Here is a 16,452-nt window from a genome sequence, read left to right as displayed (position 1 = left end):
TCTAATGAATGACCAAATACTATCAATTAGGTTATTAAGTTTGAATATGAAAGAATATGTGCTGCAAATAACTTGGGAGCCCTACCACCACTGCGCGGAAGTCAAAAGTCAAAACCATTTTGCTTTCGTAGGTTCATTTATGCCAAACTTTACTACTCTATTGTGCCTGGTTCTGTCGCAGTACCTTGCAGAGCAACTTCAAAATCCATTCTTTGCTCGGCATTACGTAAAAAATAACCACTAATCATAGCTGATGCTAGTAGCCGACCCAAATTTTCCCTGTTTGTGGTGATAGTTACCCCAAACTGCTCTGGAGGTAAATTTCCCAAAAGCCCTATAATGTTATGTTCCATAACTTGGAAGACTTCTTGTGATTTAGGCTTAGATAGTTGGGTGACAGCCTCCGGACTTAAAGATTTAACATACTGCAATAGTAAGTTTTCTGTTTCTGACTCACTATTAAAAAATTCTGATACTTTATTAGATTTATTACTCATGCTTAACCTCCTTTTCAACTGGAATAGCAGTCAAAGTTTGTTAATTAATATATTGGTGTGGTCGTAATATATTTCTATAATCTAATGTAGCAATGTATTTTCCCCTTAGCAGTGGTTGTAACCGTACCAAAAGCAGGGGATTTTCTCTCCATAGGAGCATTTCTGCTTAATAACTAGGTAGTTTACAACTCTGATTTAATTTTACTCTATACTATTGCTTTAATAATCTGTGGAAACTTATTTGGCTTTAATGATAGGCAATTCCCGTTTACATTGGGGATTATTCACTCAAAAAGGTCTGGAGCTAACTTGGGATACTGACTATTTTGGCACATCTACAATCCATCGGCTAGTCAACTCTCTAACTCAGGAACAATTTTCATCTGACTTTCTCCCAGAAAATATTTCCACCGCCTTGGCTCACCATGTTCCTGAAAATTTGTTTATTGCTTCTGTAGTTCCCAGTCAAACTAAACTTTGGCATAAGCATCATAATGTTCGTATTATTACTTTAGAGCAAGTACCTCTACAGGGTGTATATTCTAGTTTGGGTATTGACCGTGCTTTGGCATTATGGGGTGCTGGTAAGACTTGGGGTTTTCCCATACTAGTAATTGATGGGGGTACGGCTCTCACATTTACTAGTGCTGACATTAACTGTAGTTTAGTGGGAGGAGCAATTCTTCCCGGATTAGGTTTACAAATTTCGACTCTGGGTGAGAAAACTGGGCAATTACCCCATGTGAATCTACCTCTGCAACTGCCTCCCAGATATGCTATAAATACGCAAGAAGCGATACAAAGTGGAATTATTTATACAATAATGGCGGGGATTAAAGACTTTGTTGAGATATGGTGGAGAGATTTTCCCCAAGGAAAAGTCGTGATTACTGGAGGTGATCGCCAAATTTTAGTTAATTATCTCCAACTCCAGTTCCCGGCGATCGCTAAACATTTGATTATGGAAGCAAATTTAATATTTCTGGGAATGGGAGAAATTATAGCGCTACGCGCAAGCAACAAGTAACAAGTAATAAGTTTACTGTTCATCGGTTTGCTGCTTCAACAATGTCTTAACCTATACGCGTAGTGCTACATCTCCAGCTGATATTTCTACATCCATATCAGAAGTAGGTTAAGACTTCCGGTGGAGATTATCTTTCTGGAACCTACTCCGTAGGACGAATTTTTGATCCAGCTAAATATATTGCTGGATGAAATCCTGAATATCCCCAGCCACAACAGCAGCACAAGACCTGGGTAATTGATTATCTCCGTGGGCAATAATTTTATATTCTGCTTTCGGGATAAAATAAGCATAAGCTTTGCTAGCATTCAAAGCGTATTCCTCATCCTGTCTACCTTGTAAAATCAAAGTAGGTGCTTTCATCACATCCAGTTTATCTTGCAATAATTCTGCTGCAATTTCTGGTAACTGGCGCAGAAATAACATCTGACTAGCGGTAGAATGGCGATCAATCATTTGTTTTTGTTGCCAATCTTGAGCAAAATTAATTTTAAAACCGACAACTTTAGTCAGCAAAGTTAATAATCGCAATAATTTAAACATCCACGGTGCTCGTTGCACTAAAGCCTGAATTTTTTGACAACGTTTTTGATACCCCTCGGTTGCAACTCCCTCCGGTGCTAACAAAACTAAACTAGACACTTGCTCTGGATACTTTAAAGCGTAACTAGCAGCCACCCAACCACCAAGGGAATGTCCCACGAAGGTAACCCGTTCTAAATTCAAAGCCTGTAATAATTCTCTGAGGCATTCCACCTGTAAATCAACAGAGTAGTGAACATGAGGATATTCTGATTCTCCAAATCCTAATAAATCTGGGGCAAAACAGTGAAAATTCTGCCCCAGTAAATCCATTACTGATAGCCATTGACTACTATCATCCCAAGCACCATGTAAGAAAATTATCGGTGCTCCTACTCCAATTTCTCGCCAAAATAATAACCCTTGAGAAATTTTTCTGCGGGAATTACGGAACAAATTACCCATTTGTATTTATATAGCTTATGAAATGGCAACTGCAAATTTTACACCTAATCCTCCATTTATAGCCCTAAGCTAACCTAGTTAAGCCTTGTAAGTAGTCTTGCAATTGGCGACTATGGTCATGGGACATTTTCCCAGGAGGTAGAGCATCGGCAGAGAAAGCCTGAATTTCCATGACTTCTAAGGTATCGTGAACCTCCATTGTCCCTTTAACTTCTGCTTCTACTACCACACAAATGGAATGAATTCTGGGATCACGGTCCGGTGAAGAGTAAACTCCTACTAATCGGCGAATATTTACCAATTCCAGTCCTGTTTCCTCCATTAACTCCCGTTGTACAGAAGTTGGAATATCTTCACCCCAGTCAACCATCCCTCCTGGTAATCCCCAAAGACCATTATCCCTGCGTCGAATGAGGACAATTCGACCATCAGGCAAAATTGGAATAATACTAGTACCAGGGATTGGATGACGAAAGATGACCCCCAGTACAGTTTGTCCAAAACGCCATAAACTGCGAGTAGATTGGATTGCCACGGTGAAAAAAGCCAAAATATTTAACCTTAAATTATACTTAATGTTATTAATGTCAAAATTTGTCCTATTATTTTTAAATCCAATACAAATATTCATCCTAGGTAAACTAAGGGTAGTATCATAAAGATAGATATTTATAACCATATATCAGGCAACAAGTCAAACTTTTGCCAGTATTAACAAAATTCTAACACTGCTTTTCTTCCTCAGTGTAATATTTTACATAGTATTTTTATTTCTTCCTATCCTAGATAAGCTGTCAATACATCTACATTCCTTTGCCTTACCACCATCTTCTGTGGGAATAGAGGATTGACATAACACAGGCAAATGGGATAATCTAGATTGCTATTGAAATATATTGATAGACAATCTAGGCTAAAAGTATACCGCAAAGTATCGGTAGCTCACATTAGCTAACATCCGTCTGGATTGATATTCTTGTTGTTTATTAAATTGAGGTGAACATGGCAAAGCGCCGTAACCCGAAAAAAGAAAAGGCGCTACGAAACCAGGCGTATGCCCGTAAGTTTCGTAAACGGACTACTACAGGACGTTTCCAAAGAAGGTTCCAACAAAGACCACCAAAATCTGAAGAAGAAAGTACAGCAGCAGCTGATACTGATTAAACGACTTAACTGTAATGAATTTTGATAGACAGAAGCTCCAAGATGGAAGGATTTCTGTCAAAGAAGCCGGAAGCCTACACCAATTGGAATCTGCAGTGCAGGAAGTTCACTTCTTTAAAATTCTTGTTTTCGGGGGCATACGTGATGTATGCCCTTAATTATTATTGGACTGATTGCAGAAATCGGGAACAGGGAGTAGAGAATAGGGAACAGTAGGCAAAAATTGATTAATCCAAAATCTACAATCTAAAATGGTATTAGGTAGATACTTGTTTACGAGCATCAATAATTGCTTGCCTTACTTGGGTAAATCCCGTACCTCCATAGCTGTTACGGGCAGAAACTACCTGATGGGGAGAAATTGCTTCATAAATATCCTCGGCAAATGCTGGATGTAGTTGTTGCCATTCTGACAAGGTCAAATCTTTCAGTAGTTTACCCGCAGCAATACTCGTTTTAACTACTTTGCCCACTAAATTATAGGCTTCACGAAAAGGTACTCCCCTCGCTGCTAAATAATCAGCAACATCAGTAGCATTAGAAAAGTCTGCGGCTACTGCTGCGGCTAGGCGTTGGGGACGAAATTCTAGACCTTCCTGTAGTAAAATCGTCATGGCTTGCAAACAGCTTTTAACTGTATTGACACCATCAAAAAGACCTTCCTTATCTTCTTGGAGGTCTTTATTATATGCTAAAGGTAAACCCTTCATAATTACCAACATTGCCTGGAGATGACCAAAGACGCGACCTGTTTTCCCTCTAACCAATTCGGGAACATCGGGATTTTTCTTTTGGGGCATAATACTAGACCCTGTAGCACAGCTATCTTTGAGAGTCACAAAGCCAAATTCTTCAGAAGCCCAAAGAATAATTTCCTCAGAGAGCCTGCTGAGATGAACCATAATCAAACTGGCTGCACACAAAAATTCAATGGCAAAATCCCGATCGCTCACCCCGTCTAAGCTATTGGCATAAACATCGTCAAATTCTAATAATTTAGCAGTGTAATGGCGATCAATAGGAAAAGTTGTTCCTGCCAAAGCACCAGATCCCAGAGGTGAAATATTTACCCGCCGAGATACATCCCCTAGCCGTTCCCAGTCCCGTTGTGACATGTGGAAATATGCTAAGAGGTGGTGGGCTAAACTCAAGGGTTGGGCACGTTGTAGGTGAGTATAACCGGGGATTAAGGTTTCTAAATTATTTTCTGCTATATCTAGTAAAACCGTTTGCAAATCTTTTAATTGTTGGCGGATTTGCTGAATTTGTTCCCGTAGATACAGTCTAGTATCCGTACCCACTTGGTCATTACGGGAACGTGCTGTGTGTAGTTTTTTGCCAACATCCCCGACAATTTCCACTAGGCGATGCTCAACGGCAAAATGGATGTCTTCCGCCTCAATACCTGGATTAAATTCTCCTTGGTGATATTCCTGGCGAATTTTTTCTAAACCTGCAACCAATTGCTCTACTTCCGTATGGGGAATAATACCCGTATGACCTAACATTTGGGCATGAGCAATGGATCCTGTCAGGTCATGGTCAATTAATTCTATATCAAAAGCGATACTAGCATTAAAGCGAGCGATCGCTGGATTGAGGGCAGATTCAAACCTCTGACTCCACGTTTTCTTTTCAGTCATAATGAGAGGATAGAAGGGAAATGTAAGATTTAGGAATTAGGAGTTATGAGTTAGGAGTTCAGAGTTTTCACTCTTTACCTCCTTCCCTCCTTCCCTCCTCATTCTTCACTCTAACCGTAACTAGTTAGACTCCGAATCATATAACCGATTACCAATCCAATCAACAGTGCCCAAATTTGACCTGATTGCACAAAGTTGTTGAAGGATTTTTGCATTTGCCCCATTACATCGGCATCCCTAACTGCTTGTGCTATCACTGTTCCTCTAATTGGTGTTGGTGTATATCCAACCAAATTAGACATGGAATCTTGATATAGATGCATATTTTTTAACCAAAGTTTGACAAAGGTTGTAAGTTTAATAAGTATGATGACCAGAAAAAATAATACTGGAGATTTTCCCTAGTTATCAAGACAACTTTAACTCGATAATTCAATTTTGCCAGTAGTTACAGAAGAAAGGCAGCCCCAATGTAAAAATTTTTCACCATCAATTACCTAAGTAACCTCAGTTCGGGTTAAGGAGCTTTATTTCACTTTGAGAGGCTGATTAATGCCTGAAACAACGCAAATACGTTTATGAAGACCAAAATCATGTAACGATATAATCAGGGTTTGAGCTTATCCCGAACTCAGGTTAAGTAGATACAAGTAGAATTTTTCCTTCCCCCTGCTCTCTGCTCCCTACTCCCTACTCCCTACTCCTCTCCTTAAAAGATGCCATCTCTCGGTAATTTGGATACTGTGCGTAAAATTTGTCCAGCCAATATCGCCGCACCAAAACCATTATCAATATTGACTACACCAATACCAGCAGCACAAGAATTAAGCATTGTCAAGAGGGGTGCTAGTCCATTAAAACTGGCTCCATAACCAATACTTGTGGGTACGGCAATCACAGGACAATCGGCTAAACCGGCGACGACGCTGGGTAATGCTCCTTCCATACCTGCGACTACGATTAATACGGATGCGGATGTAATCAAGTGGCGATTATCCAGCAAGCGGTGAATGCCAGCAACACCCACATCCCAAAGACGCTGGACTTGGAAGCCAGATAGTTCAGCAGTGAGGGCAGCTTCTTCTGCAACGGGTAAATCGGCAGTACCCGCCGACAGAATGCCAATAATGCCGGGATAACGGGTTTCTATGGTTGAGGGAGCAATGGCGCAAATTTTTGCTGATTCATAGTATCGTAAATCCCTGACTTGCGATCGCACGGCAACATAAACATTGGATTCAATGCGCGTCGCCATGACAACGGAATTCTTTTGGCGCATGACATTCATAATTTGGGCAATTTGTCCAGGAGTTTTTCCTGGTCCCCAAATTACCTCGGGAAAACCGGTGCGTAAGGCACGATGATTGTCAATTTTGGCAAATTCTCCTATGGGTTCATAAGCAAGGTGCTTAAGCTGATTTAAAGCCGCATCTGGGGTTAAATTACCACTGGCAATGGATTCTAAGAGCGATCGCAATTTTTTTTCATCAGTCATCCGATTTTGGATTTTAGATTTTAGATTTTAGATTTTAGATTTTTAACATCACAAAGAGTTGATAACCACCAATTAACAGCTAACAACTAACAACTAACAACCGAATTAATTCTCCGTGATTTTGATTTCATGAATATTCCAAAATGCACCACCAAGAGCAGTATATTGAATACCTTGGAAGCGATTTCTTACCGCCGCCAGAGAATAGGGGTTGACAAGATAAATAAAAGGTAAATATTCCTGGGTAATCCGTTGGGTTTCGGCATAAATTTCCTTGCGCTTCACATCATCAAACTCCTGTGCGCCTTTAATATAAAGCTGCTCAATTTCTTTTTCCCAATCAGATATTTCCCGTCCTTGAATTGGTTTTTGTCCGGCTTGGGGTTTCTGGTTAAACATATGTAGTCCCCCATCCGCAGTCCAGAGATTGGCACTATCATTTGGTTCCACTCCTGCGCCGAAACCAATAATACCAGCATCCCATTCCAAACTATTAGAAAGCTTATCTGTGTAGGCACTCCAAGCTAAAGGGGTGAAATCAACTTGAATTCCAATTTTACTCAAATCCTGGGCTATTTGTGCGCCAACTGCTTCCCGAATCTTTTTTCCAGCATTGGTAAGTAAAGTAAAGCGAACTCGATTTCCATCCTGATCTAATAATTCGCCTTGTTGGTTATACTTAAACCCGGCTTTCGTTAATAATTGCTTCGCCTTTGCGGGATTATACTTGTATACCTTCAATCCTTCTTCCGGAGATAAATAGTAAGGACTTTGATCGGCGATGGGGGAATTTTGCAGAACACCCAAACCACGATAAGTATTATTAATCATTTTTTGCCGATCAATGGCATAAGTTACAGCTTGTCTAAAAGAAACATTATTAAACCAGCGTGACTTAATTGGATCGACTAACGGTTTCCCATCTCTTTTACCTTTATTCAGATTAAAAAACATAAATAACCGCGTTGGAGTGGGACCACCATTATAAATTTTAAAGTTACCCCGCTTTTCTTCCCGTTTCAGTAAGGAAAAATATTCTGGAGTTATACCTACAGAATCTAAACTACCAGAACGAAACTGTAACAATGATGTGTCAGTAGATTCCACGATTTCCCAAATCACTCTTTCAATATGCGGCTGGGTTTCTCCTTGCTTACCTTTACGCCAGTAATAGGGGTTACGACGAAATACTACCCGTTGACTGGTAACATAACGTTCTAGCTTGTAAGGACCATTAACAACTAGCTGATCAGGGGGAGTATCCACACTCCATTTTGTGAGAAATTGCGGCTTACCTTCAGAGTCCCTTTTAGTTACAGATTCCCTTAAAGCGTGAGCAGGTAAAATTACCAATCCAGTGGTGCGTAATAGGGGTGCAAAGGGTTCTTTGGTAACAAACTCTACCTGGCGATCGCCTACTTTTCTTACCTTGGGTAGTTGACGACTCTGACCAATCCGTAGAACATCCCTAGCATCTGTAGGAATTTTTTCATTGAAATAAATATCATTGTAAGTAAATATCACATCATCCACAGTCAATGGTTGACCATCAGACCATTTCAAATTTGGGCGGAGAGTAAAAACAATCCTTAATTTATCATCAGAAACTTTCCAGGATTCTGCCAACGCCGGTTCAATTTCACCAGTAATGGGATTTTCACTCACCAAGCCTTCAAAAGTTAAACCAAAAATATTGGGGGATTCTTGACTCAAAGCATAATTGAAGGTTTTGGGGTCACTGAGGATGCTTTGTACTAGTTGGGGTACCTTCGCAACAGCCTTAGACTGAAAATTACTTGGGTTACAAGCCACAACAGTTAGTAATGTTGTGCCAATCAGGATAATAGGTAACCAAAAACGCCGTATGGAAGACAAAAACCGAGGAAATTTCATCATATAAATACTTGCTAGATGCTCTTTAATTAGTTGTTAGTTGTTAGTTGTTAGTTGTTGGTTGTTAGTTGTTAGTTGTTAGTTGTTGGTTGTTAGTTGTTGGTTGTTGGTTGTTAGTTGATGGTTGGCAGTTCGGAGTTAAGAGGTAGGAATTAAGAGTTTTAATTTCTACTCTGCGAGAAGCCGCTACCGCGTCTACACTCCATCCATCCTTCCCTCCTTCCCTCCATCCCTCCATCTCTCCTTCCCTCCATCTCTCCTTCCCTCCATCACTCCATCCCTCCATCCCTCCATCACTGTGAGAGTAAAACAACAGCATAAGCACAAATACCTTCTTCTCGTCCCACAGGGCCTAATTTTTCATTAGTTGTGGCTTTAACTCCCACTTGATTGGGTTCTAATTGTAAAACTCCTGCCAAATTATCCCGCATTTTTTGGATGTGGGGTTTCAGTTTTGGTTTTTCAGCAACAACAACAGAATCAATGTTACTAATTTGCCATCCCTGATCTTTAATTAAACTATCCACTTGAGCAAGTAAAATTAAACTATCTGCTCCTGACCATTGCGGATCACTAGGGGGAAAATAATGTCCAATATCTCCCAAAGACAGAGCTCCTAACATAGCATCCATAATGGCGTGGGTGAGCACATCAGCATCACTATGACCTAATAAGCCCAATTGATGGGGAATATTTACCCCACCTAAAATCAAAGGGCGATCGCTAACCAATTTGTGGATATCATAGCCATTACCAATACGGATATTCATTTTTGAGTTATTTCGTAATTCTTCATGTGTGAATTTATCAAAAATTATTCTGGATTGTGGGAATTTTCCGAATTATTGGGTTTGCCATTTTTCTGATGTTGATGCTTTCTCTCCTGCCAAGCCTTGAGCATATCAGGACGACGTATACTAGTTCTCTTTATCTGTTGTTCATATCGCCATTGGGCAATTTTGGCATGATTTCCAGACAGTAATACATTAGGAACTTGCCAACCGCGAAAATTTGCCGGACGAGTATATTGAGGGAAGTCCAAAAGACCATCCTCAAAACTTTCCACCTTCAGAGATTCTACCTTGCCAACCGTTCCTGGTAACAAGCGAACAACACCATTAATTAAAGTCATAGCTGGGATTTCTCCCCCAGTGAGAATAAAATCCCCCAGAGATATCTCCCGAGTGACTAAATTTAATACTCGCTCATCCACACCTTCATAATGGCCACAAATTACGACCAATTGGTCATAATTACTAGCTAAATCTCGTAATAAAGGTTGATTCATCGTTTCTCCTTGAGGACTCATCAAAATCACCTCTCTACGCGGTAAAATGGGCAGCGACTCCACAGCAGCAAAAATAGGCTCCGGCTTCATCAGCATACCCACACCACCACCGTAGGGTTCATCATCAACCTTACGATGCTTATCATTGGTAAAATCCCTAGGATTAACCAAATTTACTTGGGCAATCTGTTTTGACAAGGCTCTACCAAGTAGACCAGAATTTAAAACAGAAGTAAAACAGTCGGGAAACAGGGTAACTATATCAAAGCGCACAGTAATTCGTATTGGAGGACACTAATCTTAAATGTGAATGTCTAAATAAAACCGCAAACAGATGTTGGGTCAAACTAAAGATAAACCACATCAATCATGTACATAGGTATTAGAAATATTGTGGTTCCCTAATGGGAGCAAAAATTTTTCTAATTACTTAATTTATGTTTAAATATTGTCACATCTACATCTAAATTCATTATCTGAACTAGGTTAACAACTTCCAGGATGCATCGAGCCAGCCTCGGGCGAACCCGTGTCAACCCCTGCTTCCTCCAAGCAGTATTTTGTCAAATTGGGAACAAAAAACAGGTAAGCAACAAGGTGGCTGGTGTTGAAAAACGGGAACGGACACATGAAATTAGCGGCGTCTCTCCCGTCAACCGAGAAGTTGGAGCGGTGGCTTTCCAGGAGTGTTTATGTGAGAATACTTGGTACTCTCATGGAGCGAAGCCCTGACCGAAAGGAAAGGTGAAATAGCAACTTCCCATAAGGATAGAGCAGCTTCTGGCGCTCAAAACTTCAGGAGTCGATCCAACTGCGTGCAGTGTCCTTTACACAAGGGCACTATGGAAAATTATCAGGCTACTAACCTTGTTTCATTCACCTGAAGTTGTTGACAGGAGAAACACAATGCCGCAATTAAAAGCTAAGTCGCTGGAAATGAGGACACCCCAAGCAACCAAAACCGCCGTTCTAGTTATCGGAGGCGCAGAAGATAAAGTTCACGGACGCGAGATTCTGAGAACTTTTTTTGCTCGTGCTGGTGCTAGCGATGCCTATATTACTATTATTCCATCTGCCTCCCGCGAACCGTCCATAATTGGCGAGCGCTATATTCGGATTTTTGAAGAAATGGGGGCAAAGAAGATAGAATTATTAGATATTAGGGAACGCGAACAGTGCGAATACCGAGATTATCAAACATCCCTGGAATCTTGTACAGGGGTATTTTTTACTGGAGGAGACCAATTACGTCTTTGTGGTGTTTTAGCCGATACTCCAGCTATGGAAATTATCCGCAAGCGTGTTAGAGCTGGGCAGCTAACCTTAGCTGGTACCAGTGCCGGAGCCGCCGTAATGGGTCATCATATGATTGCAGGAGGTGGTAGTGGCGAATCTCCAAATCGTTCCCTAGTGGACATGGCAACAGGCTTAGGTCTAATTCCAGAAGTAATTGTGGATCAACACTTTCACAATCGCAATCGTATGGGTAGACTTATTAGTGCCATATCATCCCATCCTGATCGCTTGGGTATTGGTATAGATGAAGACACCTGTGCTTTATTTGAACGAGATGGATGGTTACAAGTCATAGGTAAAGGAGCCGTGACAATTGTTGATCCCACAGAAGTGACTCACACCAATGAGCCCCATGTTGGAGCAAGCGAGCCTTTAACCATTCACAACTTACGTTTACATATCCTTGGTCACGGTGATTGTTTTCACCTGTACCAACGCACAGTTTTACCCGCAGTATATCGCCTATCCAGCTGACGGAATCGGGTATCTGAGGTTACACTAAGTTGACCGCGAAATTCGACGTTACACTAGATAAATTAAGGATACGACGATGTAAACAGAAAAAAACTGTTTGCAGCTAACAGTGAAGTGGTTAATCCCAGTAAGAAACTAGAATTTTGGTTCCGAATCTCCATCTACCTATTCCCATGAGAATCCTGAAGATACAGACCTTACGCGGCCCCAATTATTGGAGCATTCGACGCCACAAGTTGATCGTCATGCGCCTCGACTTAGAGCACCTTGCCGATACACCCTCTAATGAAATCCCTGGCTTCTACGACGGATTAGTAGAAGCATTACCAAGTTTGCAGGATCATTTTTGTTCCCCAGGCTGTCATGGCGGATTTCTCATGCGAGTGCGTGAAGGCACCATGATGGGTCATATTGTGGAACATGTAGCCCTAGAACTCCAGTCATTAGCTGGTATGAATGCAGGCTTTGGCCGCACCCGTGAAACTTCAACCCCAGGGGTGTATCAGGTAGTTTTTGAGTATGTAAACGAAGAAGCAGGACGCTACGCCGGTAGAGCCGCAGTGCGTCTGTGCCAAAGTATTGTAGATCGCGGTCGTTATCCCAAAGCCGAATTAGAACAAGATATCCAGGATTTGCAAGATTTTTGGCGAGAAGCTAGTCTTGGTCCTTCCACAGAGGCAATGATCAAAGAAGCGGAGAAAAGAGGGATTCCGTGGACAACCCTGGGAGCTCGCTTTTTAATTCAGTTGGGATATGGAGTACACCAAAAGCGCATACAAGCCACTATGTCAGAAAATACTGGCATTTTGGGAGTAGAACTGGCTTGCGATAAGGAAGCAACCAAACGCATTTTGGCTGATTCTGGAGTGCCTGTACCTAAGGGTACGGTAATTAACTTTTTTGATGAGTTAGAAGATGCTATTGAATTGGTTGGTGGCTATCCGATTGTAATTAAACCTTTGGATGGTAACCACGGACGAGGTATTACTACTGATATTAGAAGTTGGGAAGAAGCTGAAGCCGCATACGATAGTGCCAGACAAGTTTCTCGTTCTTTAATTGTGGAACGATATTATGTGGGACGGGATCACCGGGTACTGGTGATTGATGGCAAAGTTGTGGCAGTTGCCGAGCGAGTTCCCGCCCATGTTTTGGGTGATGGGAAATCGACCATCACTGAATTACTAGAAGAAACCAATAGAGACCCGAACCGTGGAGAAGGTCATGATAACGTACTCACCAAAATTGAACTAGATCATACTAGTTATCAGTTGATGGAACGGCAAGGTTATAGGGAAAATAGCATTTTGCCAGAGGGACAGGTGTGTTATCTACGACCCACTGCTAACTTAAGTACTGGTGGAGTCGCCATAGATCGTACCGATGAAATCCACCCCGAAAATGTCTGGTTAGCACAACGGGTAGTGAAGATTATTGGTTTAGATATAGCCGGGATGGATATTGTGACCACAGACATTAGTCGCCCCTTAAGAGAAGTTGATGGGGTGATTGTGGAAGTGAATGCAGCTCCCGGATTCCGGATGCACGTTGCTCCCAGTAAAGGGATTCCCCGCAATGTAGCTGGTGCAGTCATGGATATGCTGTTCCCTGCTGATAAGCCAAGCCGTGTACCAATTTTGACTGTCACAGGTACTAATGGTAAAACTACTACTACCCGGTTATTAGCACATATATTTAGGCAGACAAATAAAGTTGTTGGTTATACAACTACAGATGGAACTTATATCGGTGATTACTTGGTAGAAGCGGGGGATAATACTGGACCCCAAAGCGCCCAATTAATTTTACAAGACCCAACAGTGGAAGTTGCTGTGCTGGAAACGGCGCGGGGTGGCATCCTTCGTTCTGGTTTAGCATTTGATTATGCGAATGTGGGTGTGGTATTAAACGTTGCTGCCGACCATTTAGGTCTGGGAGATATTGATACCATTGATCAGTTGGCTCATCTCAAGAGTATCGTCTCAGAATCTGTATTCCCCAATGGTTATGCGGTGCTGAATGCCGACGATCATCGGGTAGCGGTAATGGCTGAGAAAACCAAAGCTAACATCGCCTACTTCACCATGAACCCCGATTCCGAATTGGTGAAAAACCATATCCAAAGGGGAGGGGTGGCAGCAGTATATGAAAATGGCTTTTTGTCAATCCTCAAAGGGGATTGGACTCACAGAATTGAAAGAGCTGATAATATTCCCTTAACTATGGGCGGAAAAGCGCCATTTATGATTGCTAACGCTTTGGCAGCTTCTCTGGCAGCATTTGTGCAAAATGTGACCATTGAGCAAATTCGCTCCGGTTTGAATACCTTCCGGGCTTCTGTTAGTCAAACACCGGGAAGAATGAATTTGTTTAACTTGGGGAACTACCATGCTCTAGTTGATTATGCCCACAATCCAGCTAGTTATGAAGCATTGGGTGCTTTTGTTCGTAATTGGACAACAGGCGATCGCATTGGTGTGATTGGTGGACCTGGTGATCGTCGGGATGAAGATTTTGTGACCCTAGGTAAGTTATCAGCACAAATTTTTGATCGGATTATTGTCAAAGAAGATGATGACACTCGTGGTAGAAAAAGGGGTTCAGGAGGAGATTTAATTTCTCAAGGTATCCAGCAAATCAGCCCAGACTGTAACTACGAACTAGTTCTGGATGAAACTCAAGCAATCAATAAAGCTTTGGATGAAGCTCCCGATAATAGTTTGGTGGTGATATTACCAGAAAGTGTGAATCGCGCCATTAATTTAATTAAGGCTCGAGGTGTAGTTAAAGAAGAAATTCCCCAACAAAATGGATCTACAAACACCTTGGATTCTCAAGTTGGTATTCCTTCTTCTGTTGCCAACATTCTCTAGTCATTTTTGAAGAAGGCAGTCTCGATAAAAAAATTTTCACCATCAAGGATGAAAATAACTCTTCCCTATCCCCCAACCCCGCTCCACCTAACTCCTATTTTGAAGGCAGAAGGGACAGGCTAATTCTTTCCCTAAGTCCGCTCCAAAGGGGCATAGTTAAACCCGAAAAAATGACAATCTCCCTAAATTTAGGGGGATTGTATCTTTTTATCCTTTCGTCCATCACTGCGATGATTCTGATTCCGAATTGGTTTCATCATTAGGATTACTAATTTCCTCCTTAAAGCCTCGTAAGGTTTTACCTAATGTACTACCCAGCTCGGGAATTTTTTTGGGTCCAAAAATCACTATGGCGACTATGGCAATTACACCCACTTCTAGCCATCCCAGTCCAAACATAAAAATCTCCTGGCAATCATTCCTTTCTTCAATATAGTGGTTAATTCAGTTAACAGTTAACTGTTGATGATTGAGAATTCTAGATCTTTCCATCACCCCATCACTCCCTCACTCCCTCACTCCCATTAGTGGCATACCTAACCAATCACTCAGCTCCCCTGCGAGCCATTGGACTTCCCATTTTGATTGAATCCCAGTACCATTACCACTAATCTCATATTGACGTACTCCAGCATAAATAATTATTTTGCCAGTATCTCTATTTTGAAGACTATGGTGCCCAGATCTATTGTTTTCCATATTGTTGCTGAAAGATTGGGGAACACATTCTATTCTGGTAATATTTTCCTTCCCTGTAGGACGTTCTACATTAAATCGGAATCCCAGTAAATCTCTTTGTAAGGAAATTTTCTGTTGATTGATAAGTAATCGAGTACGTCCAAAAATGGGGAATAAAAACATATATGCTAGGGAAACACCTGCTCCCCAAAATGGTAATGAAAACAAAACAAAAGGAATATTTAAAGGGAATGGAGCCATAAAAACCACACCAATAGTCCAAAATGTGATAAAAGAATTCCAAGCGATCGCAAATAAACCCACAGATAATGAGCTCCAATTAAACCCCACCCCAGGAATTATAATTTCTAACTTATGTTCCTTTTTGCGTAGTTGAATGTTGCTACCAGTAGGTTTTTGGACTGCTAAATTATCGCTCCATTGTGGCTGTTGTAATGCTTGTAATGCTTCTATGGCTGTGGAAAATCGCCGTTCTAAACTAGGTTCGGTAAGTCGTTTCAACCAGCGTGTCAAACCGGGGCTGATATTAGTATTTTGCTGAAAGTCAATCCGTAAATCTTTTTGGGGTAAATCAGCAGGATGGGTACCTGTGAGTAAATAAATTAACGTTGCACCCAAGCTATACAAATCAGAAGCAGGAACGGTACGACTACCAAATTGCTCTGGGGGCATATATCCGTAAGTCCCCACAACTGTCATAGTTCCCCCCTCTTTAGCAGCAGCAGTCTGTACAGAACCAAAATCAATGAGATATATTTGACCCACACTATTACCAGTGCGATCCCCTAATAAAATATTGCTAGGCTTAATGTCTCGATGAATTACAGGTGGATTGAGTCCATGTAAATAAATTAAAATCTCTAAAATTGACGTAGCTATTTGTTTAATTTCTATTTCACTAAAAGTACGCGCTAGATTAATTTGTTCTAGGGTTGATGCGGCAATATAGGTTTGGACTAAGGCAAATCCTTTGATATGAGGTAAATTATTCACCTCAAAATAGTCTAAATAACGAGGGATTGAGGGATGGGATAAAGTCTTTAAGATTTGAGCCTCCCTCTCAAACAGTTTGAGATCGTTCCACTCAAAGTCACTACCAAAAGATAGTAACTTGAC

The 16,452-nt window shown here is 41.3% G+C and carries 17 protein-coding genes; 5 read left to right on the top strand and 12 right to left on the bottom strand.

Going from position 1 to position 16,452, the window contains the following annotated elements; translation table 11 throughout:
* Positions 1-152: 152 nt before the first annotated feature.
* Positions 153-497, bottom strand: a complete 345-nt coding sequence (locus tag CALSC_RS23365; RefSeq protein WP_088243634.1) for a DUF760 domain-containing protein — start codon at positions 495-497, stop codon at positions 153-155.
* 250 nt (positions 498-747) lie between these two features.
* Between CALSC_RS23365 and CALSC_RS23360 the strand changes: the two genes are divergently transcribed.
* Positions 748-1,524, top strand: coding sequence for a pantothenate kinase (locus tag CALSC_RS23360; protein WP_088243638.1), 777 nt, complete (start codon positions 748-750; stop codon positions 1,522-1,524).
* A 171-nt stretch (positions 1,525-1,695) separates the two neighbouring features.
* Here the strand turns inward: CALSC_RS23360 and CALSC_RS23355 are convergent, their stop codons facing one another.
* Positions 1,696-2,511: an alpha/beta fold hydrolase gene (locus CALSC_RS23355; protein ID WP_088243633.1), complete on the bottom strand. Its 816-nt coding sequence runs from the start codon at positions 2,509-2,511 to the stop codon at positions 1,696-1,698.
* A gap of 64 nt (positions 2,512-2,575) precedes the next feature.
* A complete protein-coding gene (locus tag CALSC_RS23350; protein ID WP_235006907.1) occupies positions 2,576-3,061 on the bottom strand; it encodes an NUDIX hydrolase in 486 nt (161 codons plus the stop codon).
* Between the two features lie 452 nt (positions 3,062-3,513).
* Here CALSC_RS23350 and CALSC_RS27115 point away from each other — a divergent pair, with 452 nt between their 5' ends.
* A complete protein-coding gene (locus CALSC_RS27115) occupies positions 3,514-3,675 on the top strand; it encodes a hypothetical protein (protein ID WP_200817728.1) in 162 nt (53 codons plus the stop codon).
* 257 nt (positions 3,676-3,932) lie between these two features.
* Here the strand turns inward: CALSC_RS27115 and argH are convergent, their stop codons facing one another.
* The 7 genes from argH to trmD form a co-directional block, all read right to left on the bottom strand.
* Positions 3,933-5,318, bottom strand: a complete 1,386-nt coding sequence (gene argH / locus CALSC_RS23345) for an argininosuccinate lyase (protein ID WP_088243632.1) — start codon at positions 5,316-5,318, stop codon at positions 3,933-3,935.
* Between the two features lie 110 nt (positions 5,319-5,428).
* Positions 5,429-5,641, bottom strand: coding sequence for a hypothetical protein (locus CALSC_RS23340; protein ID WP_088243631.1), 213 nt, complete (start codon positions 5,639-5,641; stop codon positions 5,429-5,431).
* A 386-nt stretch (positions 5,642-6,027) separates the two neighbouring features.
* Positions 6,028-6,813, bottom strand: a complete 786-nt coding sequence (larB, locus tag CALSC_RS23335) for a nickel pincer cofactor biosynthesis protein LarB (RefSeq protein WP_088243630.1) — start codon at positions 6,811-6,813, stop codon at positions 6,028-6,030.
* Positions 6,814-6,918: 105 nt separating this feature from the next.
* The gene (locus CALSC_RS23330) at positions 6,919-8,709 is read right to left on the bottom strand and encodes an ABC transporter substrate-binding protein (protein ID WP_407641970.1); all 1,791 of its coding nucleotides are present in this window, start codon (positions 8,707-8,709) and stop codon (positions 6,919-6,921) included.
* Between the two features lie 61 nt (positions 8,710-8,770).
* Positions 8,771-9,025, bottom strand: a complete 255-nt coding sequence (locus CALSC_RS26755; RefSeq protein ID WP_159460684.1) for a hypothetical protein — start codon at positions 9,023-9,025, stop codon at positions 8,771-8,773.
* Positions 9,000-9,476: a 2-C-methyl-D-erythritol 2,4-cyclodiphosphate synthase gene (gene ispF, locus CALSC_RS23320; protein WP_088243628.1), complete on the bottom strand. Its 477-nt coding sequence runs from the start codon at positions 9,474-9,476 to the stop codon at positions 9,000-9,002. The genes CALSC_RS26755 and ispF overlap by 26 nt, the downstream gene beginning before the upstream one ends.
* 44 nt (positions 9,477-9,520) lie before the next feature.
* The gene (trmD, locus tag CALSC_RS23315; RefSeq protein WP_088243627.1) at positions 9,521-10,267 is read right to left on the bottom strand and encodes a tRNA (guanosine(37)-N1)-methyltransferase TrmD; all 747 of its coding nucleotides are present in this window, start codon (positions 10,265-10,267) and stop codon (positions 9,521-9,523) included.
* A 228-nt stretch (positions 10,268-10,495) separates the two neighbouring features.
* Here trmD and CALSC_RS23310 point away from each other — a divergent pair, with 228 nt between their 5' ends.
* From CALSC_RS23310 to cphA, 3 genes are all read left to right on the top strand, one after another.
* Positions 10,496-10,726 (top strand): hypothetical protein, encoded by a 231-nt coding sequence (locus tag CALSC_RS23310; RefSeq protein ID WP_088243626.1) that lies wholly within the window; start codon positions 10,496-10,498, stop codon positions 10,724-10,726.
* A gap of 174 nt (positions 10,727-10,900) precedes the next feature.
* Entirely contained in the window at positions 10,901-11,764 is an 864-nt protein-coding gene (locus CALSC_RS23305) for a cyanophycinase (RefSeq protein WP_088243625.1), read from the top strand.
* A gap of 173 nt (positions 11,765-11,937) precedes the next feature.
* Positions 11,938-14,637, top strand: coding sequence for a cyanophycin synthetase (gene cphA, locus CALSC_RS23300; RefSeq protein WP_088243624.1), 2,700 nt, complete (start codon positions 11,938-11,940; stop codon positions 14,635-14,637).
* Positions 14,638-14,859: 222 nt separating this feature from the next.
* Here cphA and CALSC_RS23295 read toward each other — a convergent pair whose 3' ends face one another.
* Both CALSC_RS23295 and CALSC_RS23290 read right to left on the bottom strand, forming a co-directional pair.
* Positions 14,860-15,036, bottom strand: a complete 177-nt coding sequence (locus CALSC_RS23295; protein WP_088243623.1) for a Sec-independent protein translocase subunit TatA/TatB — start codon at positions 15,034-15,036, stop codon at positions 14,860-14,862.
* 108 nt (positions 15,037-15,144) lie between these two features.
* A partial coding sequence (locus tag CALSC_RS23290) for a serine/threonine protein kinase (RefSeq protein WP_143288350.1) occupies positions 15,145-16,452 on the bottom strand: 1,308 nt, incomplete at its 5' end.

It is taken from the genome of Calothrix rhizosoleniae SC01 (assembly GCF_900185595.1).
GTDB classification, from domain to species: domain Bacteria; phylum Cyanobacteriota; class Cyanobacteriia; order Cyanobacteriales; family Nostocaceae; genus Calothrix_A; species Calothrix_A rhizosoleniae.
This window is presented reverse-complemented; position numbering and strand designations above follow the sequence as displayed.

What these genes read in the sequence shown, in the direction of transcription:
- CALSC_RS23305 (WP_088243625.1), top strand. Translation starts at nt 10,901, where the DNA reads ATGCCGCAATTAAAAGCTAAGTCGCTGGAAATGAGGACACCCCAAGCA.
- CALSC_RS23340 (WP_088243631.1), bottom strand. Translation starts at nt 5,641, where the DNA reads ATGCATCTATATCAAGATTCCATGTCTAATTTGGTTGGATATACACCA.
- CALSC_RS26755 (WP_159460684.1), bottom strand. Translation starts at nt 9,025, where the DNA reads ATGCTGTTGTTTTACTCTCACAGTGATGGAGGGATGGAGGGATGGAGT.
- CALSC_RS23295 (WP_088243623.1), bottom strand. Translation starts at nt 15,036, where the DNA reads ATGTTTGGACTGGGATGGCTAGAAGTGGGTGTAATTGCCATAGTCGCC.
- CALSC_RS27115 (WP_200817728.1), top strand. Translation starts at nt 3,514, where the DNA reads ATGGCAAAGCGCCGTAACCCGAAAAAAGAAAAGGCGCTACGAAACCAG.
- CALSC_RS23365 (WP_088243634.1), bottom strand. Translation starts at nt 497, where the DNA reads ATGAGTAATAAATCTAATAAAGTATCAGAATTTTTTAATAGTGAGTCA.
- CALSC_RS23330 (WP_407641970.1), bottom strand. Translation starts at nt 8,709, where the DNA reads ATGATGAAATTTCCTCGGTTTTTGTCTTCCATACGGCGTTTTTGGTTA.
- argH (WP_088243632.1), bottom strand. Translation starts at nt 5,318, where the DNA reads ATGACTGAAAAGAAAACGTGGAGTCAGAGGTTTGAATCTGCCCTCAAT.
- CALSC_RS23310 (WP_088243626.1), top strand. Translation starts at nt 10,496, where the DNA reads ATGCATCGAGCCAGCCTCGGGCGAACCCGTGTCAACCCCTGCTTCCTC.
- larB (WP_088243630.1), bottom strand. Translation starts at nt 6,813, where the DNA reads ATGACTGATGAAAAAAAATTGCGATCGCTCTTAGAATCCATTGCCAGT.
- ispF (WP_088243628.1), bottom strand. Translation starts at nt 9,476, where the DNA reads ATGAATATCCGTATTGGTAATGGCTATGATATCCACAAATTGGTTAGC.
- CALSC_RS23355 (WP_088243633.1), bottom strand. Translation starts at nt 2,511, where the DNA reads ATGGGTAATTTGTTCCGTAATTCCCGCAGAAAAATTTCTCAAGGGTTA.
- CALSC_RS23360 (WP_088243638.1), top strand. Translation starts at nt 748, where the DNA reads ATGATAGGCAATTCCCGTTTACATTGGGGATTATTCACTCAAAAAGGT.
- cphA (WP_088243624.1), top strand. Translation starts at nt 11,938, where the DNA reads ATGAGAATCCTGAAGATACAGACCTTACGCGGCCCCAATTATTGGAGC.